Source organism: Thermodesulfomicrobium sp. WS, from assembly GCF_027925145.1.
Taxonomy (GTDB): domain Bacteria; phylum Desulfobacterota; class Desulfovibrionia; order Desulfovibrionales; family Desulfomicrobiaceae; genus Thermodesulfomicrobium.
Genome location: NZ_AP027130.1, coordinates 2,026,943 through 2,045,107 on the forward strand (window position 1 = coordinate 2,026,943; position 18,165 = coordinate 2,045,107).

12 protein-coding genes, 2 tRNA genes and 3 rRNA genes are annotated in these 18,165 nt (G+C 60.7%); 8 read left to right on the forward strand and 9 right to left on the reverse strand.

The window, feature by feature from the left end; translation table 11 throughout:
- The first annotated feature begins 1 nt into the window (after position 1).
- From QMF81_RS09725 to QMF81_RS09745, 5 genes are all read left to right on the forward strand, one after another.
- On the forward strand, positions 2-817 hold the full coding sequence (locus tag QMF81_RS09725) for an ABC transporter permease (RefSeq protein WP_281750612.1): 816 nt from the start codon (positions 2-4) through the stop codon (positions 815-817).
- The gene (locus QMF81_RS09730) at positions 807-2,894 is read left to right on the forward strand and encodes an FkbM family methyltransferase (RefSeq protein ID WP_281750613.1); all 2,088 of its coding nucleotides are present in this window, start codon (positions 807-809) and stop codon (positions 2,892-2,894) included. The genes QMF81_RS09725 and QMF81_RS09730 overlap by 11 nt, the downstream gene beginning before the upstream one ends.
- Positions 2,891-3,907 (forward strand): GNAT family N-acetyltransferase, encoded by a 1,017-nt coding sequence (locus QMF81_RS09735; RefSeq protein WP_281750614.1) that lies wholly within the window; start codon positions 2,891-2,893, stop codon positions 3,905-3,907. Before QMF81_RS09730 ends, QMF81_RS09735 begins: the two co-directional genes overlap by 4 nt.
- A 175-nt stretch (positions 3,908-4,082) precedes the next feature.
- A complete protein-coding gene (locus QMF81_RS09740; protein ID WP_281750615.1) occupies positions 4,083-6,734 on the forward strand; it encodes a hypothetical protein in 2,652 nt (883 codons plus the stop codon).
- Between the two features lie 308 nt (positions 6,735-7,042).
- Positions 7,043-8,125 (forward strand): transposase, encoded by a 1,083-nt coding sequence (locus QMF81_RS09745; RefSeq protein WP_281750616.1) that lies wholly within the window; start codon positions 7,043-7,045, stop codon positions 8,123-8,125.
- Between the two features lie 37 nt (positions 8,126-8,162).
- Here QMF81_RS09745 and QMF81_RS09750 read toward each other — a convergent pair whose 3' ends face one another.
- Positions 8,163-8,588, reverse strand: a complete 426-nt coding sequence (locus tag QMF81_RS09750; RefSeq protein ID WP_281750617.1) for a putative toxin-antitoxin system toxin component, PIN family — start codon at positions 8,586-8,588, stop codon at positions 8,163-8,165.
- Positions 8,585-8,809, reverse strand: coding sequence for an AbrB/MazE/SpoVT family DNA-binding domain-containing protein (locus tag QMF81_RS09755; RefSeq protein ID WP_281750618.1), 225 nt, complete (start codon positions 8,807-8,809; stop codon positions 8,585-8,587). Before QMF81_RS09755 ends, QMF81_RS09750 begins: the two co-directional genes overlap by 4 nt.
- A gap of 378 nt (positions 8,810-9,187) precedes the next feature.
- Here QMF81_RS09755 and QMF81_RS09760 point away from each other — a divergent pair, with 378 nt between their 5' ends.
- Entirely contained in the window at positions 9,188-9,370 is a 183-nt protein-coding gene (locus tag QMF81_RS09760) for a hypothetical protein (RefSeq protein WP_281750619.1), read from the forward strand.
- 340 nt (positions 9,371-9,710) lie between these two features.
- On the opposite strand, the gene rrf is transcribed toward QMF81_RS09760, so the two are convergent.
- The 7 genes from rrf to QMF81_RS09795 form a co-directional block, all read right to left on the reverse strand.
- Positions 9,711-9,825 (reverse strand): 5S ribosomal RNA (gene rrf / locus QMF81_RS09765).
- 29 nt (positions 9,826-9,854) lie between these two features.
- A 23S ribosomal RNA gene (locus tag QMF81_RS09770) occupies positions 9,855-12,793 on the reverse strand.
- Between the two features lie 95 nt (positions 12,794-12,888).
- Positions 12,889-12,964: transfer RNA gene (locus QMF81_RS09775), tRNA-Ala, on the reverse strand.
- A 3-nt stretch (positions 12,965-12,967) separates the two neighbouring features.
- Positions 12,968-13,044, reverse strand: a tRNA-Ile gene (locus tag QMF81_RS09780).
- Between the two features lie 53 nt (positions 13,045-13,097).
- Positions 13,098-14,651, reverse strand: a 16S ribosomal RNA gene (locus QMF81_RS09785).
- The 16S, 23S and 5S rRNA genes sit together here with 2 tRNA genes alongside, the layout of an rRNA operon.
- Positions 14,652-15,081: 430 nt before the next feature.
- Entirely contained in the window at positions 15,082-15,954 is an 873-nt protein-coding gene (locus tag QMF81_RS09790) for a hypothetical protein (protein WP_281750620.1), read from the reverse strand.
- Between the two features lie 3 nt (positions 15,955-15,957).
- Positions 15,958-16,536: a FlgO family outer membrane protein gene (locus QMF81_RS09795; protein WP_281750621.1), complete on the reverse strand. Its 579-nt coding sequence runs from the start codon at positions 16,534-16,536 to the stop codon at positions 15,958-15,960.
- A 437-nt stretch (positions 16,537-16,973) separates the two neighbouring features.
- Here QMF81_RS09795 and QMF81_RS09800 point away from each other — a divergent pair, with 437 nt between their 5' ends.
- The gene (locus QMF81_RS09800) at positions 16,974-17,555 is read left to right on the forward strand and encodes a GspH/FimT family pseudopilin (RefSeq protein WP_281750622.1); all 582 of its coding nucleotides are present in this window, start codon (positions 16,974-16,976) and stop codon (positions 17,553-17,555) included.
- A 23-nt stretch (positions 17,556-17,578) separates the two neighbouring features.
- A complete protein-coding gene (locus tag QMF81_RS09805; RefSeq protein ID WP_281750623.1) occupies positions 17,579-18,148 on the forward strand; it encodes a prepilin-type N-terminal cleavage/methylation domain-containing protein in 570 nt (189 codons plus the stop codon).
- Positions 18,149-18,165: the final 17 nt, after the last annotated feature.

The following is an 18,165-nucleotide window of genomic DNA, read 5'->3' on the forward strand; positions in this document are numbered from 1 at the left end:
CATGCACCATCCTGCCTCCCCTTGGGCCCTTGGACGCACCCTGTGGACCCATCGCCACCTCCTCGCCACCCTCGCCCAGCGCGAGGTAGCCGCCCGCTACCGCGGCTCGCTGCTCGGCATGCTCTGGACCGTGTGCACCCCGCTTTTGCTCCTCACCGTGTACACCTTTGTCTTCGGCTTCGTGTACCGGGCCCGCTGGAGCGGCATGGAGGATGGCGGCGGGGTGACCTTCGCCCTCGTGCTCTTTGCCGGGCTCAACGTGTTCAACCTGATGGCCGAGGCCCTGTCCCGCGCCCCATACGCCATCGTGAACACCCCGGCATACGTGAAGAAGGTCGTCTTTCCCCTGGAGATCCTGCCCTGCGTGCCGGTGCTCGCGGCCCTGTTTCAGGCCGGGGTGGGATTCGCCCTCCTGATGGCAGCCCTGGCCCTGGTGCAGGGGCTTTCCGCCACGGCCCTCCTGGTGCCCGTGGTCCTTGCGCCCCTGCTGCTCCTCCTCATGGGTCTGTCGTGGTTTCTCGCCGCCCTGGGGGTATACGTGCGCGACGTGGCCCACCTCATGGGCATGGTGCTTACCGTGGCCTTGTTCTTGAGCCCGGTGTTCTACCCCCTCTCCGCCCTGCCCGAGCCCTGGCGCATCCTGCTCCTGGCCAACCCCCTCACCCTCATGGTGGAGGAGACCCGCGCCGTGCTCATCCTCGGCCGCCTGCCCCAGTGGGAGGCCCTGGCCGTGTATTTGGGGGTGGCCGTCGTCACGTGCTGCCTCGGCTTCGCCTGGTTCCAAAGGACCCGCAAAGGATTCGCCGATGTCCTCTAAACCGCGCATCGTCCTCGAGCACCTCACCAAGACCTACCACCTCTACGCCCGGCCCGCAGACCGCCTCCGGCAGATGCTCCTTTCCCGTCTGGGCAGCCCCCGCCGCCTCTACCAGGAGTTCCACGCCCTGCATGACCTCTGCCTCGAGGTGGCGGACGGCGAGGTCCTCGGCATCGTCGGGCACAACGGCGCGGGCAAATCCACCCTGCTCCAGCTCGTCTGTGGCACCCTCACCCCCACCTCAGGCACGGTCCACGTCCATGGCCGCATCGCCGCCTTGCTGGAGCTCGGCGCCGGCTTCAACCCGGAATTCACCGGCCGAGAAAACGTCCTGCTCAACGCCGCGGTCCTCGGCCTCACGCGCGAGGACATCGCCCGGCGCCTGGACGCCATCGTGGCCTTTGCCGACATCGGCCCCTTCATCGACCAGCCGGTAAAGACCTATTCCAGCGGCATGTTCGTGCGTCTGGCCTTTGCCGTGGCCAGCGCCGTGGAGCCGGACATCCTGGTCATCGACGAGGCCCTGGCCGTGGGTGACGGCGCCTTTGCCCGCAAGAGCTTCGAGCGCATCCTCGAGCTCAAGCGCCAGGGCACCACCATCCTCTTCTGCTCCCATTCCCTCTACCAGGTGGAGGCCTTTTGCACCCGTGTCCTGTGGCTCCATGCCGGCCGCTGCCGCATGCTCGGCGACCCCGGCGCGGTGATCTCCGCCTACGCCCAACACCTCGCCGCCCAAGCCGCCGGCACCCCTGAGCTGCCGGCCGACATCCCCCTGGAGGGGTCCATCCCCCCGCGCCCTCCTGCCTCAGCCCCAACACCAGCAGGCTCAGGCCGCATCACCCAGGTGGAGGTGCGCCTCGGGGAGCACACCGGCCGCAGCCTGCATGGCCCAAGCGGCGCCGTGGACCTCCATGTGGCCGTGGCCTTTACCATGGACCCGCAGCTTCCCCTGCCCACAGTGGGCGTGGTGCTCGACTACGGCTCGGTGGTGGCCGCCTCCAGTGTGGTCTCCCGCACCGACGGGGTGCTCCTCACCCGCGACCCCCAAGGCCGCGGCGCCGCCCAGGTCACCTTCCCCCAGATCCCCCTGCGCAAGGGCGAATACCGGGTGAGCGTGTATCTGGCCTGCGAAAACGCCGTGCACCTCTACGACCAGGTGGTCAGCGCCGCCACCCTCACCCTGGAGGACCATGCCCCGGAGCCGGGTCTGGTGCACTTGGCGCATGGGTGGACCACCGGCCACGTGCTCGTGCACGGCCGGCCCTTTGTCCTGGACCCGGCCGATAGCCTTGGCCTTGGCCACGGCCCCTTCGAGCCAGGGGAGACCGCCCTGGTGCGCCGCCTGGTGCGCCCCGGCATGCGCTGCCTGGATGTGGGGGCCAATATCGGCTACTACACCCTGCTTTTGGCCCAATTGGCAGGCCCCACCGGCCTGGTGGTGGCCGTGGAGCCCGACCCGGCCAACCAAGAGCTCCTGCGCCACAACCTTGCCCCAGAGCTGGACCGGGGGCAGGTGCGCCTGGTGCCTGCCGCCCTGGGGCACACCGCAGGCCGGGTGCGCCTCTTTCACGCCGCAAGCGCCGGCATGCACCGCATCTACCCTTCGGTGTGCTGTAGCTCCCAGGCCGTGGAGGTGGAGCTCTTGCCCGGCGACCACCTCGGCCTCGCCCCTTTGGACTTTCTCAAGATCGATGTGGAAGGCGCCGAATCTGCGGTCATCGCCGGGCTTGCGCACACCATCGCCGCCTCCCCCAACCTCGCCATCCTCGCCGAGTTCTCGCCCCTGGCCATGCTCGAGGCCGGCCACGACCCCGCCACCCTGGTGAGCACCCTCGCCTCCCTGGGCTTCGTGCCCCACAGCGTGGACCCCCACGGCCAAACATCTCCCCTGGACCCCAAGGACCTGGCCCTCGCTGCCGCCCGCATCCCAGCCCAGGGCTTTGCCCAGCTGCGCGCCGAGCTTGCCGGAAAATCTCCCACCGCCCAGGCCGAAGCCGCCCAGGCCTTCCTTGCTGCCTGCAGCTACCCCCGCCCCCTCTACGAAACCCTGCTCTGGAGCCGCACCCCCCGGCCATGATGGAACCGATCCCCACCCCCCGCGGCACCTTTACCATCCGTCCTGCGACCGATGCCGATACCCCCGGCATCCTCGCCCTGTGGCAGGCCGCCTTTGGCCGGCCCCTGGAGCCGCGCCTGTGGGCCTGGAAATACCGCGGCCCCCTGGGGGCCCACATCACCCTGGCCGTCGCCCCCAACGGGGCAGTGGCCGCGGCCTTCCCCACCGTGCCCGTGCCTGCCCGGGTGGACGGCGCCCCAGCCCAGGTGGAGCTCGCCATGGATTCCGCCTCCCACCCCGCCTTTCGCGAGGTCCTCTCCGGCCGCACCGGCCTTTTCGTACGCACGGCCCGCGCCCACATGGATGCCGCCCGCCAGCGCGGCACCCGATGCCTCTATGGCTTTCCCGGGCCGCGGCACTTGCGCCTGGGAGAACTCCTCCTCGGCTACGTGCCCTGCACCGCCCAGCCCGTGTTCCTCACCGGCCGCCCCACCGCGCCCCCGGCCCCAGGCATTACCCTCACCCCCATGCCCCCGGATGCGGACCTCTCCTGGGTGGACCCGCTGGATGCCCGCTACGGCCCGGCCACGGCCCTGCGCCGCACCGCCGCCTTCCTCACCTGGCGCTTCCGCTCCCACCCCCAGCACCCCTACCAGCTCTGGGCGCTGCACCAAGAACCCCGGCTGCGCCGCCTGCTGCGCCGCCTGTCCCCCCGCGCCTTCGCCCCCACGGCGCCCCTGGGCTACCTCTGCACCCTCCCGCGGCCCGGGGCGACCCGGGTGGTGGACCTGCTGCTCCCCCCTGCCCTGCTTCCCTCGGCCCTGGCCCTTCTCGCCCGCAGCACCGCCCTCCCCCTGGAACTCTGGCTGGCCGCCGCTCACCCCCTGCGGCCCCCAGCCGAGGCCGCAGGCCTAACCCCCGACCCAGAACCCCTGGGCGCCACCGCCGCCCTGCGCCCCCTCACCCAGGAGGCGCCCCCCTTGGCCATGGCCTATACCCTGGCCGATACGGACGTGGATCACCTGGGGGGGTAATTTTCTCCCAAAAAGTATTCCCAAGAAAAATTTTCGCTTGCCATCGCTGCACGTTGGGAATAGAGAGCGACCATATTCGTCCCGGTTGGGTTGTTTGTGGGCGCAGAACGCTCTGCCCCCCCGGAGGCGGAAATCTTTTTCCCAACATAACCTCAGTTTTAGGAGGGAGTTCCGTATGGCAATGACCACAGAACAACGTGCAGAAATCATCAAGATCGTGGTGGGGATGTTTGGTGCCGCCCCTGGCGCCACCTACCTCAGCGAGCTGAGCGCCTATGCCGGCAAGCCTGCCCAACTGGTGCAGGACCTCACCGCTACCGGCGCCTTCACCTCCCTGTACCCCAGCTTCCTCACCAACGAGGAGTTCGCCACCAACTTCATCACCAAGCTCCTGGGGAACGCCGTCACCGATGCCGCTGCCAAGGCATGGGCCATCGATTGGATGAAGAACGGTCTGGATGCCGGCCTCTCCCGCGGCCAGATGATCTTCGAGGCCATCAAGGCCCTGGACGCCCTGGACAGCACCGATACCACCTGGGGCAAGGCTGCCAAGCAGTTCGATAACCAAGTGGCAGTGGCCGAATACTACTCCGTGACCCTGGCCTCCCAGGTGACCGATCTCACTAAGCTGCAGAGCGTGGTGGCATCGGTGACGGACACCACCGATGTCTCCACCCCAGAGAAGATCCAGGAGATCATCGACCAGACGCCTGGAGGGACCACGGGGCAGACCTTCACGCTCACTATTGGTACGGACACTTTGACCGGCACGGCTGGCAATGACACCTTCGTCGGCGGCATCACGCTGGCACCGGGCACCGCAACCGAAGTGAACACGCTGAACAACGGCGACGTTCTGGATGGCGGTGCTGGCACCGACACTCTGCAGGCAACCTTGGTTGACAATTCCGCACCCACTCTCAAGAACATTGAGAACGTGGATGCTCGTTTCCTCGTTACTGCCAAAACGTTGAGCCTGGCTTCTGCTACTGGCGTTGAGAAGGTGTCGGTGGTGAACACTGCCGTCGCTGCTTCCACTGTTTCTAACATCGGTGCTGTGGGTACGTTCGCCGTGACGAACCACACTGGTGCTAACGGTAATACCGTTACTTTCGACAACGGTACGGCTACCAAACTCAATGCCACTTTCACCAACGTCGGTGTGGTGTCCGCGACAGCCGCCAAGGAAATCAACGTCAACTTCGACGACAACGTGTTCACCGAGGCGACGATCGCAATCACCAACTCCAACGTTAACCTGCAGAGCGCCACCGCAGGCAACGATGACGTCAAGACCATGACGGTTGTTGCAACTGGCACCAACGAGCTGAAGCTGACTTCGGGTGCTGGTTCGCTGGAAACGCTGACTGTTTCTGGCGAAGGTTCTCTGGATGTTTCTGAAACCGCTACTACCGCGCTCAAGACCCTGACCTCCACGGCCAAGGGTGGTGTCAAAGTGGACGCAACCGCGGGCGTTTTGGAAACTGCAACCACCGGTGATGGCAAGGACACGATCACCGCAGTGGGTGCCAACGTGAAGAACATCAGCACGGGTGCTGGTGATGACACCGTTAGCATCATTACCTCTGCTTTGACTGCTACTGCGGTGGTCAACCTGGGTGCCGGTAACGACAAGCTGACGCTGTCTGCTGCCCCTACCGCGGGTGCCACCCTCTCTGGTGGTGAAGGTACTGATACCATCGCAATGGCTAAGGCTGCCTACGCGACGGTATCTGGGTATACCGATGCACAGCGCGCGCTGATTTCTGGCTTCGAAGTGCTGGAAATCACCGATGCACTGGGTACGGGTGACAGCATCGATGTCAGCAAACTGGCTGGTGTGACTTCCTTCACCGCAGGCGCTGGTGTTACTTCGGCACAAACCGCTGCGGTTACCGGCGTGACTTCTGGCTCGACGGTAACGCTGGCTGGTGCGATTGCTAACAACGGCACGCTCAACGTCACTGTGAAGGACGCCGCTACGGGTACGGCTGATGTTCTGAACGTTGTTCTGAACAAAGCTATCACCGATGATGGCAACGATGCCGCTGTGACGACCAATGCTGTCACCATCAATCTTGGCGCGACCGGTGTTGAGACGGTGAATCTGGAAGCCAAGGGTGTTAAGGCCACTGCGACGTCGAACGATGTCAACAACTACACCTTTGCACTGACGGATAACGATCTGAAGGCGCTGAGTGTCTCTGGTGACCAGAAGGTGACTTTCACTGCAGCGGCTGGCATGACCAAGCTCGAAACGGTGGATGCATCGGCCAACACCGCCGGCGTTACGATCGACACTGCAAATGCCGCGTTGACGCAAACCATCACCCTGACCGGTACTGCCAAGGCTGATACCTTTGTGCTGGGCAAGGGCGACGTGCTTAACGCAGGCGCAGGCGATGACACCATCACCCTCGGCAACCTCTCCAAGGTCACCGGTGGAGCTGGCAAGGATGCGTTCAGTGTTGATGGCGTTGTGATCACCAACGGCAACACCTACGGCTCCATCACCGACTTCACCGTCGGTGAGACCATCAAGTTCACCGATGCCGGTAACTACGCTGGTTCTGCGACCCTTGGTGCCAAGATCACCTTGGCCGGTACTGCGCTGTTTGCAGACTACCTCCAGGCTGCTGCCGCTGGCACGACCGCTGGTGAAATGAAGTGGTTCCAGTTCAGCGGTAACACCTACGTGGTGAACGACGCTTCGGCAACCGCTGCATTCGTTAACGGCACCGACCAAATCGTTGAACTGGTTGGTCTGCTTGACCTGTCGAAGAGCACTGTCTCCGCTGCTGGTCTGCTGACCTTCGTGGAAGCCTAATCTCCCCCGGAGACAAGCACCCGCCCTCGGGTAGGTGCTTGAGGTGAAAGCCTTCGAACCCTGTCCTTCGCAAGAGGGGCAGGGTTTTTTCCATAAGGGCCTTGCGCGTGGGCAGGGTCTTTACGGAAGGGAACTAACAAAGGGACACCCACTTTGTCCGTCCTCCTTTCGAGTCCGTCCGGGACAAACAAAGGGACACCCACTTTCCCACTTTCCACTTTACGTTCCCCCCAGATTTCCTTACAAAGTTGCAAACCTCCTCGGGAACACCTTGTTGGTCGGCGCTCTTTGAGCGGATCGGAGCCCCCATGCCACGCCCCCGCGCGCACATCGTCTCACTGGAGCACACTGCCTGGTATCACGTGGTCTGCCGCTGCGTGCGCCGCGCCTTTCTCTGTGGCGAAGACCGCCTGACCGGGAAAAACTTCGACCACCGCCGCGGCTGGATCGAGGCCCGCATCCGCGAGCTGGCCGCGATCTTCACCATCGACGTGGCCGCCTATGCCATCATGAGCAACCACTACCACATCGTGGTGAAAATCGATCGGGATCGGGCCGAGCGCCTCGCGGACGAGGAGGTCCTCGCCCGATGGACACGCCTATTCTCCGGGCCGCTGGTGGTGCAGCGCTTCCTCGATCCCCGGACCCGGGCCGCCATGCCCGAGGCAGACCGTCACATGGCGCGCCAATGGGCCGCCTCCTACCGGGAGCGCCTCTGGGATCTTTCGTGGTTCACGCGCGTGCTCAACGAGTCCATCGCCCGCAAGGCCAACCGCGAAGACGGGGTGCGCGGCCGGTTTTGGGAGGGACGCTTCCAAAGCCAGGCCATCCTCGACGAACAGGCCCTGTTTGCCGTCATGGTGTACGTGGACCTCAACCCCATTCGCGCCGGGATCGCCGAAACACCGGAAGACAGCCGGCACACGAGCATCGAGGCGCGGCTGTTCCCGGACCGGGTGGAAGCCCGACTGCGGGAATGCGCCCACACCACGACACCAGCCCACGCCGCCCCAAAGGCCGACGGCCCCCCCGCAAACCACGCCGCCCCCACAAACGAACGCCGCCTGCCCATGGCCCCGCTCCTCCCCTTCGACGCCACCGGCCACGAGGACTGGGCCCTGCCCTGCGCCCTGGAGGATTACGTGGAGCTGGTGGAAACCGTGGGCCGGTGTATCCACCCCAAAAAACGCGGCCACATCCCCGAGACCGCCCCGCGGCTCTTGCAGCGCCTGGGCATGGACACCGAGGCCTTCATCACGCTCAGCACCCGGCTTCTCAAGGAGTTCGGCCACGCCGTGGGCACGCCGGAAAGCCTGCTGGAACTCGCCGCCCGCCGCCAGGCCCGATACCTGCGCGGCATGACCGCAGCGCGCAAGATGATGGAGGCATGATCCCGGGAAGCCCGCAAAGTGGGTGTCCAAAAGAGCGTCAGCGCGCTTGCAGCCAGTCGGCGAATTGGCAGACGGTCAGAATCGGCACCGCAAACCGATCCCGTACGGCCAGAATATCGCCGTCGCCGCTGACCAGTGCATCGGCCTGGGCTGCGGCCGCAAGCGCCAAAAAGATGATGTCATCCGCATCGCGGATGTCGGGCAAACCTTCAGGGGTGCGCGCGATCTTCACGGTTTCGACATAGGGCAGGAAGTCCGCAAGGAGCGTTTCCCGCTCGCTGCAAGTCAGCTGGAACTTGGGGTAAGCCAGCACCCGCAAGAGTTCGCTGACCGTGTCGTGACTGGCCAAGGCGATGAAGCGCTGGGACTGCCACGCGTGGCGCAGCCAGGCAAAGCTGCTGCGCGAGAAGATCAGCGCCGAGATCAGGCAGTTGGTATCCAAAACAACACGCGGAATGCTCATGCCCGCGCTCTGGCCCAGGCAATGGCATCGTCGACGTCCTCTGGCGTGATGCCCAGTTCTTCCAGTTTCGCCCGCACAGCATCGGCCTGCTGCAAGCGAACGGGGGTGAGCACAATCTTGCCGTCTTGAACGGTGACGTCATAGTAGTCCGCCCCGCCAGTGGCCTGGACGGCCGCCTTGGGGAGGGTGACCTGGTTCTTGCTCGTGCGCTTGGTCAACATACGGATTTCCTCAAGTTCAAGTAATGAAGTAAGAAACCCAATGGTACCTGCAAGGCTGAGCAAAGTCCACCCGAGTACTGGGACGCCGCATGCGATTTGCCTCGCGTTGGGAAGCACGACAAGACACCGCTTGCGCCGGGGCCGGTCGAAGAGATCCGCCGGGCGGGCACGGGCAATTTCGCCGTGGACATCACGCGCTGTGCTGGGGCGAGCCACATCGAGTGCCGCATCTGCCCGTGGGGCAAAGAACTACAAAGCTACAAAGGGACACCCACTTTACGTTCCCCTCGACCGCCACGCCCAGCGCATCCTGACGCTCGCCAAAGGTCGGGGCAGCGAGACCATCCTGCGCGTTGCCGCTGGGGCGCTCAACGCAGCTTGTGGACGGGCCGCTCCGCCCGACGATCTGCGGAAGCAGCCTTCATCACGCTCAGCACCCGGCTTCTCAAGGAGTTCGGCCACGCCGTGGGCACGCCGGAAAGCGTGCTGGAACTCGCCGCCCGCCGCCAGGCCCGATACCTGCGCGGCATGACCGCAGCGCGCAAGATGATGGATGCATGAGCCCGGGAAATCCGCAAAGTGGGTGTCCAAAAGTATGTGCGCGGCGCGGCCCAGGGCAACAGGAGGATCTCCTTGCGGACGCATTGCGTGGAACCAGAGACTTCGGGGTCCCGCTGAGAGGGTGTCGCCTCCACGCGGGGCGTGGATTGAAACGCAAGCCCGATGCCGGCCGGATCCTCTCCTGGGAGCGTCGCCCCCCAGGCGGGGGCGTGGATTGAACGCGGCCTATCCGCTGCTGGAAAGCGGGCTGTGTTTTGCGGCCCACGGGGGAGGAAGGGGGGATGGTTCGGGCGAGCAAAAAACGCCCCTGGGTGGGGCGTTTTTTTTGGGAAAAAAAAACTCCTGGCAGCGACCTACTTTCCCACGGGAAGGCCCGCAGTAGCATCGGCGCTGGAGGGTTTCACTGCCGAGTTCGGAATGGGTTCGGGTGGGACACCTCCGCTATGACCGCCAGGAGAAAATATATAAGAATAATAGAGAGAAGAGAGATACGTCACTCGATCCATTAGTACCGGTCAGCTCAATGCGTTACCGCACGTACACTCCCGGCCTATCTACCAGGTAGTCTCCCTGGGATCTTACTGCCTTACGGCAGGGAGAGCTCATCTCGTGGACGGCTTCCCGCTTAGATGCTTTCAGCGGTTATCGCTTCCGATCATAGCTACCCTGCTGTGCCGCTGGCGCGACAACAGGTCCACTAGAGGATCGTCCACTCCGGTCCTCTCGTACTAGGAGCAGACCCACTCAACTCTCCTACGCCCACAGAAGATAGGGACCAAACTGTCTCACGACGTTTTAAACCCAGCTCGCGTACCACTTTAAACGGCGAACAGCCGTACCCTTGGGACCTGCTCCAGCCCCAGGATGTGATGAGCCGACATCGAGGTGCCAAACCGCGTCGTCGATGTGAACTCTTGGACGCGATCAGCCTGTTATCCCCGGCGTACCTTTTATCCGATGAGCGATGGCCCTTCCATGCGGAACCACCGGATCACTAACACCGACTTTCGTCCCTGCTCGACTTGTCAGTCTCGCAGTCAAGCTCCCTTATGCGTTTGCACTCAACGGCTGGTTTCCAATCAGCCTGAGGGAACCTTTGTGCGCCTCCGTTACTCTTTGGGAGGCGACCGCCCCAGTCAAACTACCCACCAGACACTGTCTCCCACCCGGTTCACGGGTTGGGATTAGAATCCTAAACCACCAAGGGTGGTATTTCAACGACGGCTCCACGAATACTGGCGTACCCGCTTCACAGCCTCCCACCTATCCTACACATGATAGTCCAAGATCCAATGTCAAGCTGTAGTAAAGGTGCACAGGGTCTTTCCGTCTTTCTGCGGGGAGACGGCATCTTCACCGCCAATTCAATTTCACTGAGCCTCTGGTTGAGACAGCGCGGAGATCGTTACGCCATTCGTGCAGGTCGGAACTTACCCGACAAGGAATTTCGCTACCTTAGGACCGTTATAGTTACGGCCGCCGTTTACTGGGGCTTCGATTCAAAGCTTCGCCTTGCGGCTAACCTCTCCTCTTAACCTTCCAGCACCGGGCAGGCGTCAGACCCTATACGTCGTCTTCCGACTTCGCAGAGTCCTGTGTTTTTAGTAAACAGTCGCCACCGCCACTTCTCTGCGACCACTCCAAGCTCGCATAGTCAATATGCTCACCCAAAGTGGCACCCCTTCTCCCGAAGTTACGGGGTCATTTTGCCGAGTTCCTTAACCAGAGTTCGCTCAAACGCCTTGGGTTACTCACCCCACCCACCTGTGTCGGTTTCCGGTACGGTCTGCAGTACCTCTCGCTACGAGGATTTTCTTGGCAGCATGGGCTCAGTGGCTTCGCCTAACGGCTCGGCATCACGTCTCAGAGGTATCGGCTTCCCGGATTTGCCTAGGAAGCCCTCCTACTCGCTTGCACCGGGTATTCCAACACCCGGACCACCTACCCTCCTGCGTCCCCCCTTCGCTCCAACAAGGCACCACAGGTACGGGAATATTAACCCGTTTCCCATCAGCTACGCGTTTCCGCCTCGCCTTAGGGGCCGACTTACCCTGGGAAGATTATCTTTACCCAGGAAACCTTGGGTTTACGGCGAACAGGTTTTTCACCTGTTTTTTCGTTACTCATGCCAGCATAGTCACTTCTCTGCAGTCCACAGCACCTCCCGGTACTCCTTCAACCCGCAGAGAACGCTCTCCTACCAATCAGACCTACGCCTGATTCCGAAGCTTCGGCGCCATGCTTAGCCCCGTTACATTTTCGGCGCAGGGTCGCTCGACCAGTGAGCTATTACGCTTTCTTTAAAGGATGGCTGCTTCTAAGCCAACCTCCTGGCTGTCCAAGCGACCCCACCTCCTTTCCCACTGAGCATGGACTTGGGGACCTTAGCTGTCGGTCTGGGCTCTTTCCCTCTCGACCACGAACCTTATCACCCGCGGTCTGACTCCCGGGATTCACCTTCTGGCATTCGGAGTTTGATAGGGTTTGGTAAGCGGGTAAGCCCCCTAGCCCTGTCAGTGCTCTACCTCCAAAAGGAAACTCCCGAGGCTATACCTCAATATATTTCGGAGAGAACCAGCTATCACCGAGTTTGATTGGCCTTTCACCCCTATCCACAAGTCATCCGAGTAATTTTCAACTTACAACGGTTCGGTCCTCCACTTGGCTTTACCCAAGCTTCAACCTGCTCATGGATAGATCACCCGGCTTCGGGTCTAATCCGCAGTACTCAACGCCCTATTCAGACTCGCTTTCGCTACGGCTCCACCTCGCGGCTTAACCTCGCACTACAGATGAACTCACTGGCCCATTATGCAAAAGGCACGCGGTCACACCCAAAGGTGCTCCCACTGCTTGTAGGCATACGGTTTCAGGTTCTTTTGCACTCCCCTCACTGGGGTTCTTTTCACCTTTCCCTCACGGTACTGGTCCACTATCGGTCGCCAGGGAGTATTTAGCCTTGGAAGATGGTCCTCCCAGATTCAAACGGGATTGCACGTGTCCCGCCCTACTCAGGTACCCCCCTCGCCACTTTCGATTTCGCATACGAGACTCTCACTCTCTCTGGTGGGCCTTTCCAGACCCTTCTGCTATCTACTCATGGATCGATTCCGGGGGCCCTCCAACCCCACACAGCATGCTGCGTGGTTTAGGCTCCTCCGCTTTCGCTCGCCGCTACTCACAGAATCTCTCTTGATTTCTTCTCCTTCGGGTACTGAGATGTTTCACTTCCCCGAGTTCGCCTCCTGCAGCCTATGGATTCAGCCGCAGGATGACTGGACATGACTCCAGCCGGGTTGCCCCATTGGGAAATCCCCGGATCATCGCTTGTTTGGCAGCTCCCCGAGGCTTATCGCAGCCTCCCACGTCCTTCATCGCCTCCTGGCACCAAGGCATCCACCGTATGCCCTTATTTCCGTATCTCTCTTTCCCTCTATTCTTCTGTCAATGAACCACAAGCTTTCCGCTCATGTCCCCTAGCGATACCTCGCTCGAGGACCCAAGGGCAAACCTTGTTGTGGTGGAGGTGAACAGGTTCGAACTGATGACCTCCTGCGTGCAAGGCAGGCGCTCTCCCAGCTGAGCTACACCCCCACTTGGTGGGCCTGGGAAGACTTGAACTTCCGACCTCACGCTTATCAGGCGTGCGCTCTGACCACCTGAGCTACAAGCCCCCACCGCAAGGACAACAACCCTTGCAAGTAAATAGCGAGAAGAACTCTTCCGATAAGGAGGTGATCCAGCCGCAGGTTCCCCTACGGCTACCTTGTTACGACTTCACCCCAATTACCAGCCCTACCGTAGGCGCCTACCTCCCTTGCGGGTTAGTCCGGCGACTTCGGGGAGAACCGACTTTCGTGGTGTGACGGGCGGTGTGTACAAGGCCCGGGAACGTATTCACCGCGGCATGCTGATCCGCGATTACTAGCGATTCCAACTTCATGCAGTCGAGTTGCAGACTGCAATCCGGACTACGACGAGTTTTTTGGGATTCGCTCCACCTCACGGTATCGCTGCCCTTTGTACTCGCCATTGTAGTACGTGTGTAGCCCTGGGCGTAAGGGCCATGATGACTTGACGTCGTCCCCACCTTCCTCCCGGTTGACCCGGGCAGTCTCCCGAGAGTGCCCAGCTTTACCTGGTAGCAACTCGGAACAAGGGTTGCGCTCGTTGCGGGACTTAACCCAACACCTCACGGCACGAGCTGACGACAGCCATGCAGCACCTGTCTCTGGGTTCCCCGAAGGGCACTCCCGCATCTCTGCAGGATTCCCAGGATGTCAAGCCCAGGTAAGGTTCTTCGCGTTGCATCGAATTAAACCACATACTCCACCGCTTGTGCGGGCCCCCGTCAATTTCTTTGAGTTTCAGCCTTGCGACCGTACTCCCCAGGCGGGATACTTAACGCGTTAGCTCCGGCACTGAGGGTCATGCCCCCAACACCTAGTATCCATCGTTTACGGTGTGGACTACCAGGGTATCTAATCCTGTTTGCTCCCCACACTTTCGCGCCTCAGCGTCGATACCTGTCCAGGTGGCCGCCTTCGCCACCGGTGTTCCTCCTGATATCTACGGATTTCACTCCTACACCAGGAATTCCGCCACCCTCTCCAGGATCCAAGCCCAGCAGTTTCAAAGGCAATTCCACGGTTGAGCCGTGGGATTTCACCCCTGACTTACCAGGCCGCCTACGCGCCCTTTACGCCCAGTGATTCCGAATAACGCTCGCACCCTCCGTATTACCGCGGCTGCTGGCACGGAGTTAGCCGGTGCTTCCTCTGAAGGTACCGTCACAACACAGCCCTATTCGAACTGTGCCCGTTCTTCCCTTCTGACAGAGGTTTACGACCCGAAGGCCTTCATCCCTCACACGGCGTTGCTGGGTCAGGCTTGCGCCCATTGCCCAATATTCCCCACTGCTGCCTCCCGTAGGAGTCTGGACCGTGTTCCAGTTCCAGTGTGGCTGATCATCCTCTCAGACCAGCTACCCATCGTCGCCTTGGTAGGCCTTTACCCTACCAACTAGCTAATGGGACGCAGGCTCATCTCTGGACAGATGCATATGCAGAGGCATCCTTTACCGACTTCATCGAAATAAAGCCAGACCATTCGGTATTAGCTCCGCTTTCGCAGAGTTATCCCCAATCCAGAGGGAGATTACCTACGCGTTACTCACCCGTGCGCCACTCTACTGAGGGCCGAAGCCCCGTTCGCGTCCGACTTGCATGTGTTAGGCACGCCGCCAGCGTTCATTCTGAGCCAGAATCAAACTCTCCAGTTTGAAACGTCAAGGCAACCAAGTTGCCGTAGAAACCTTACCTTTGGTTCTTCTCGCTATTTATTTGTCAAAGACCGTTGCCCTTCCGGGCGCGAGGTCGGCGCCTCTACCGAGCCACCCACCCCCTGTCAAGGAGTTTTTTCCCGGGGCCATCCGGCCCCTCCCGAAGGGACGCACCCCCTACAGGGCACCACCCTCCGCTGTCAAGGACTTTTTCGCCCAGGCCCAAAACCCCTTCGCCTTTCTAAAGAACCCCACGGGCAAAACCTGCTCGCTCGCGGGAAGAAAACTCTTAGAGAAAAAACCAAACAGCGGTCAAGAAAAAATTGTGCAAGACCAAAAAGTTCATTTTTCACTGAAAATTCAAAATGTTTTCTCCATTCTCGCCGTTGACCTCCTTTTCCTTCGGCAACCATCCTCCACCGTCTGCCGCTCAAGAGCAGGTGTTCGCAGCATCCGAGCGCAGCTCCCACGCCCCGCCTCCACGCCCATCGATTTCCGCCATCGACCAGTGACGGGGAGAAAAATGGGCGGGATCCGCCACCGAAACCACCCGAGTCACCCCCTGCGAACGCAGATCCTCGGCCCAGGCAGTCACGGCGGGCCGCAGTTCCGGCAAAAAACCGGTGATCAGCACTGCTGGCTCGGAGCACACGGCCTGGACGAGCCGCCGCGGACGCTTGCTCGCAAAAAGGGCCGGTACATGGGACCAACGCCCAAGAAGGCCTTCCAGGGTGGCCATGGATTGCGGCTGCGCGAGCTCCCGACGAAGCGCGGCCGCCTGACGCACCAAGGCATGACGCGCCGAAGCAGACCGCAGGGATTCTGCCCGCCGCACCAGCCAGCACGAGAGCACCCCCTGCGGGTGGACAAGCACAAGGTCCACGCGGGGGGCACCTTCCGCAAGCAGGATATCCACCGCCCCCACACACGGCTCCCGCAGGGCAAGAAAATCCACCAACCCTGCCTGGGGATGAGCAACGCGCATCACCCGACGGCGGAAGGCCACAAAACGTCGCGCGACGTCATCTACCTGGCGGATAATCCCCGGGAAATTCGCAGCCGCAGGCTCCAACACCACCCGAAACCCCGGCGGCGAAAGGCACAGATATTCCTCGGCGGTACGCACCAAAAGCCCCTGGGGAAGCGCATCCACCCACAAGGCGGCATTACCGGCCCACCGCACCACCAAGGTGTGGTCGTTCCATGCAAGCACGGTCTGCGGATCTCGCGCCACCTGCGACCACCAGCTGGTCCCGTCCTGCGCAAGGAGGGCCAACCGAGCACACACCTGACGCCATGGCATGGGCTACGGCACTCTCGAGGTCAGGGTCGTCGCCACCGAGGGTTCCCGGTAGGGAAGTTGTTGCCGCGGCACCAGGGCCTTGGCCGGCAAATCCATGTCCGCGGCAGCAAGCACCACGCTGTCCTGCGCCCGCACCACCCGTACATTGACAAAAAGACGCGACCCCACCCGCGTATAGGTGCCCACCAACACTGCGTAGGCATCCGCCTCCGGGTCCAGGTCCTCAAGACGCCGAGACAATGCGAGCACCCCCCCCGGCCGCACCACCACCGACTGGGAGCGCAACTGCACGTCCTTCATGGCGTAGCGCAGCTGTCCCAGACGCGAGGCCACCTGCTCGGCCAAAAGACGGCCCACGTCGCTGACGTGCTCCACGTCTGCGCCATCCACAAAAGCGGCTACCAACATCGGATGCGCCGCCGCCTCGGTAGAGCGCAATTGCCCATGCAAGGTGTCCGCAGCGCGGTAGGTCTCCCGCAAAAGCACCTGGTCCCCAGCCGGCTCACGCGGCGTCAACGAAACAAGCGAGGAAATCTGCCCACATCCGCTTATCATCAAGAGTACAAGCACAAGCCAACGCATGGGATCCTCCGGGAAAAAAACTCCACCAGCCGGGCACAAGCAAAAAGTGGTCCATAAAAAAACAGAGTAGACATCCTTTCTCGCTCCCCTTGAGCGCGCCCCAGCACCTCCCAAGAACATCCCTCAAGGTGTTTTTTGGAATGCAGTCGCTCTAATGTATTCAATGAAATACCATAAAACTCGCCTTCCAACCCTCACCCCCCGTCCCCCCAGAGGCAGACCGCCTGCGCGGATCCCCCGAAGGAACGAACTTACCACGCCACATCATCACAATTATACGCCGCAACATCCAGGAGAGCAAACAGATTGATTTGACTGTTTTTTTCTGAAAAGCAGCAAATGCAAGCGGCGTCGATTTGCTCCACCGCTCCCTTGTCTTTTATATCAAGAGGGGATACATACCATTTCCAAAGCAACCGAGGAAAGACGAGTTGACCATGTCGCACTGCTCTCCCAGGCGCCGCGCCCCTTCCTGGGGCTTTACCCTCACCGAGATGATGGTGGTGCTGGCGATTGTCGCCATCCTGATGGGGCTCTCGGCCATGGCTCTTTCCAGTTACTTGCCGTACAGCAACCTCAAGCGGGCTGCCCGGACAATTATCAGCCTTTGTCAGATGGCACGCAGCGAGGCCATCAAACGCAATACCCGGGTGGCAGTGGTTTTTAACCCATCCAATCAGACGTGCACCGTCTACACCGAAGATGGTCCGGATAATAACTGGAATACAGAACAAGACAACGAACTCTTCCGGCGTTTTTCGCTTTCTGATTTGCGAGGAGAAATCACTTTCGGGCATGGCGTTGCGACAAAAAACATTTCCAATGCAACATTCTCCAATAGCAGCTCCAATCTTCCTCCCAACAATCGTTTTGTATTCAATGCACGGGGGGGGATAGCAGGCTCTCTTGGAACGGTGTACATCCAAGACATCAATGGAAATACTATGGCCATCACCGCTCGAAGTCTCTCTGGATCCATGATTGTCCGCCAATGGCAGGGAACACAATGGATTCCATAACCAGGCATCGCTATCCACAAGGAATGACCCTTGTAGAACTCTTGGTGGTACTTGCCATCATGAGCATTTTAGGCATTGCCATTTACAATTTGTTTGCGACACATAATCGACAAGCGCTCATTCGAGAAGAAACAGCATTAATGCAGCAAGAGCTGCTCTCGGCAATGACTTCCATGGCAGATTCTATTCGCATGTGCGGCTACTCTCCAAATACAAATTCGACAGATAATTTTGGTTTTACATCTATAACAAATCAAACACAAATAAATTGTACCCAAGATGCCGACGGCAATGGGACTTTTGATGGATCCGACAATGAAATAACAACATTTTACTTCAATGCAACAACAAATTCCATTCAAAAATTTAGCACAGGCACTGTGCCATGGCAGCCACTCGCTATCAATATAGGCGATCTCCAATTCACATATTTGGACGCTGAGGGGAACGTAATTTCTGATCCGAATGCAAATTTGGAATCCATTCGTATGGTTCAAATCAACGCGACAGCAATTCCATCTTCCAATCGTGCAAACATGGGAATACGGAATCGTACTATGACAACAGTAGTGCAGGTTCGTAATGCCAAATAGGAATTTATTGCAACAAA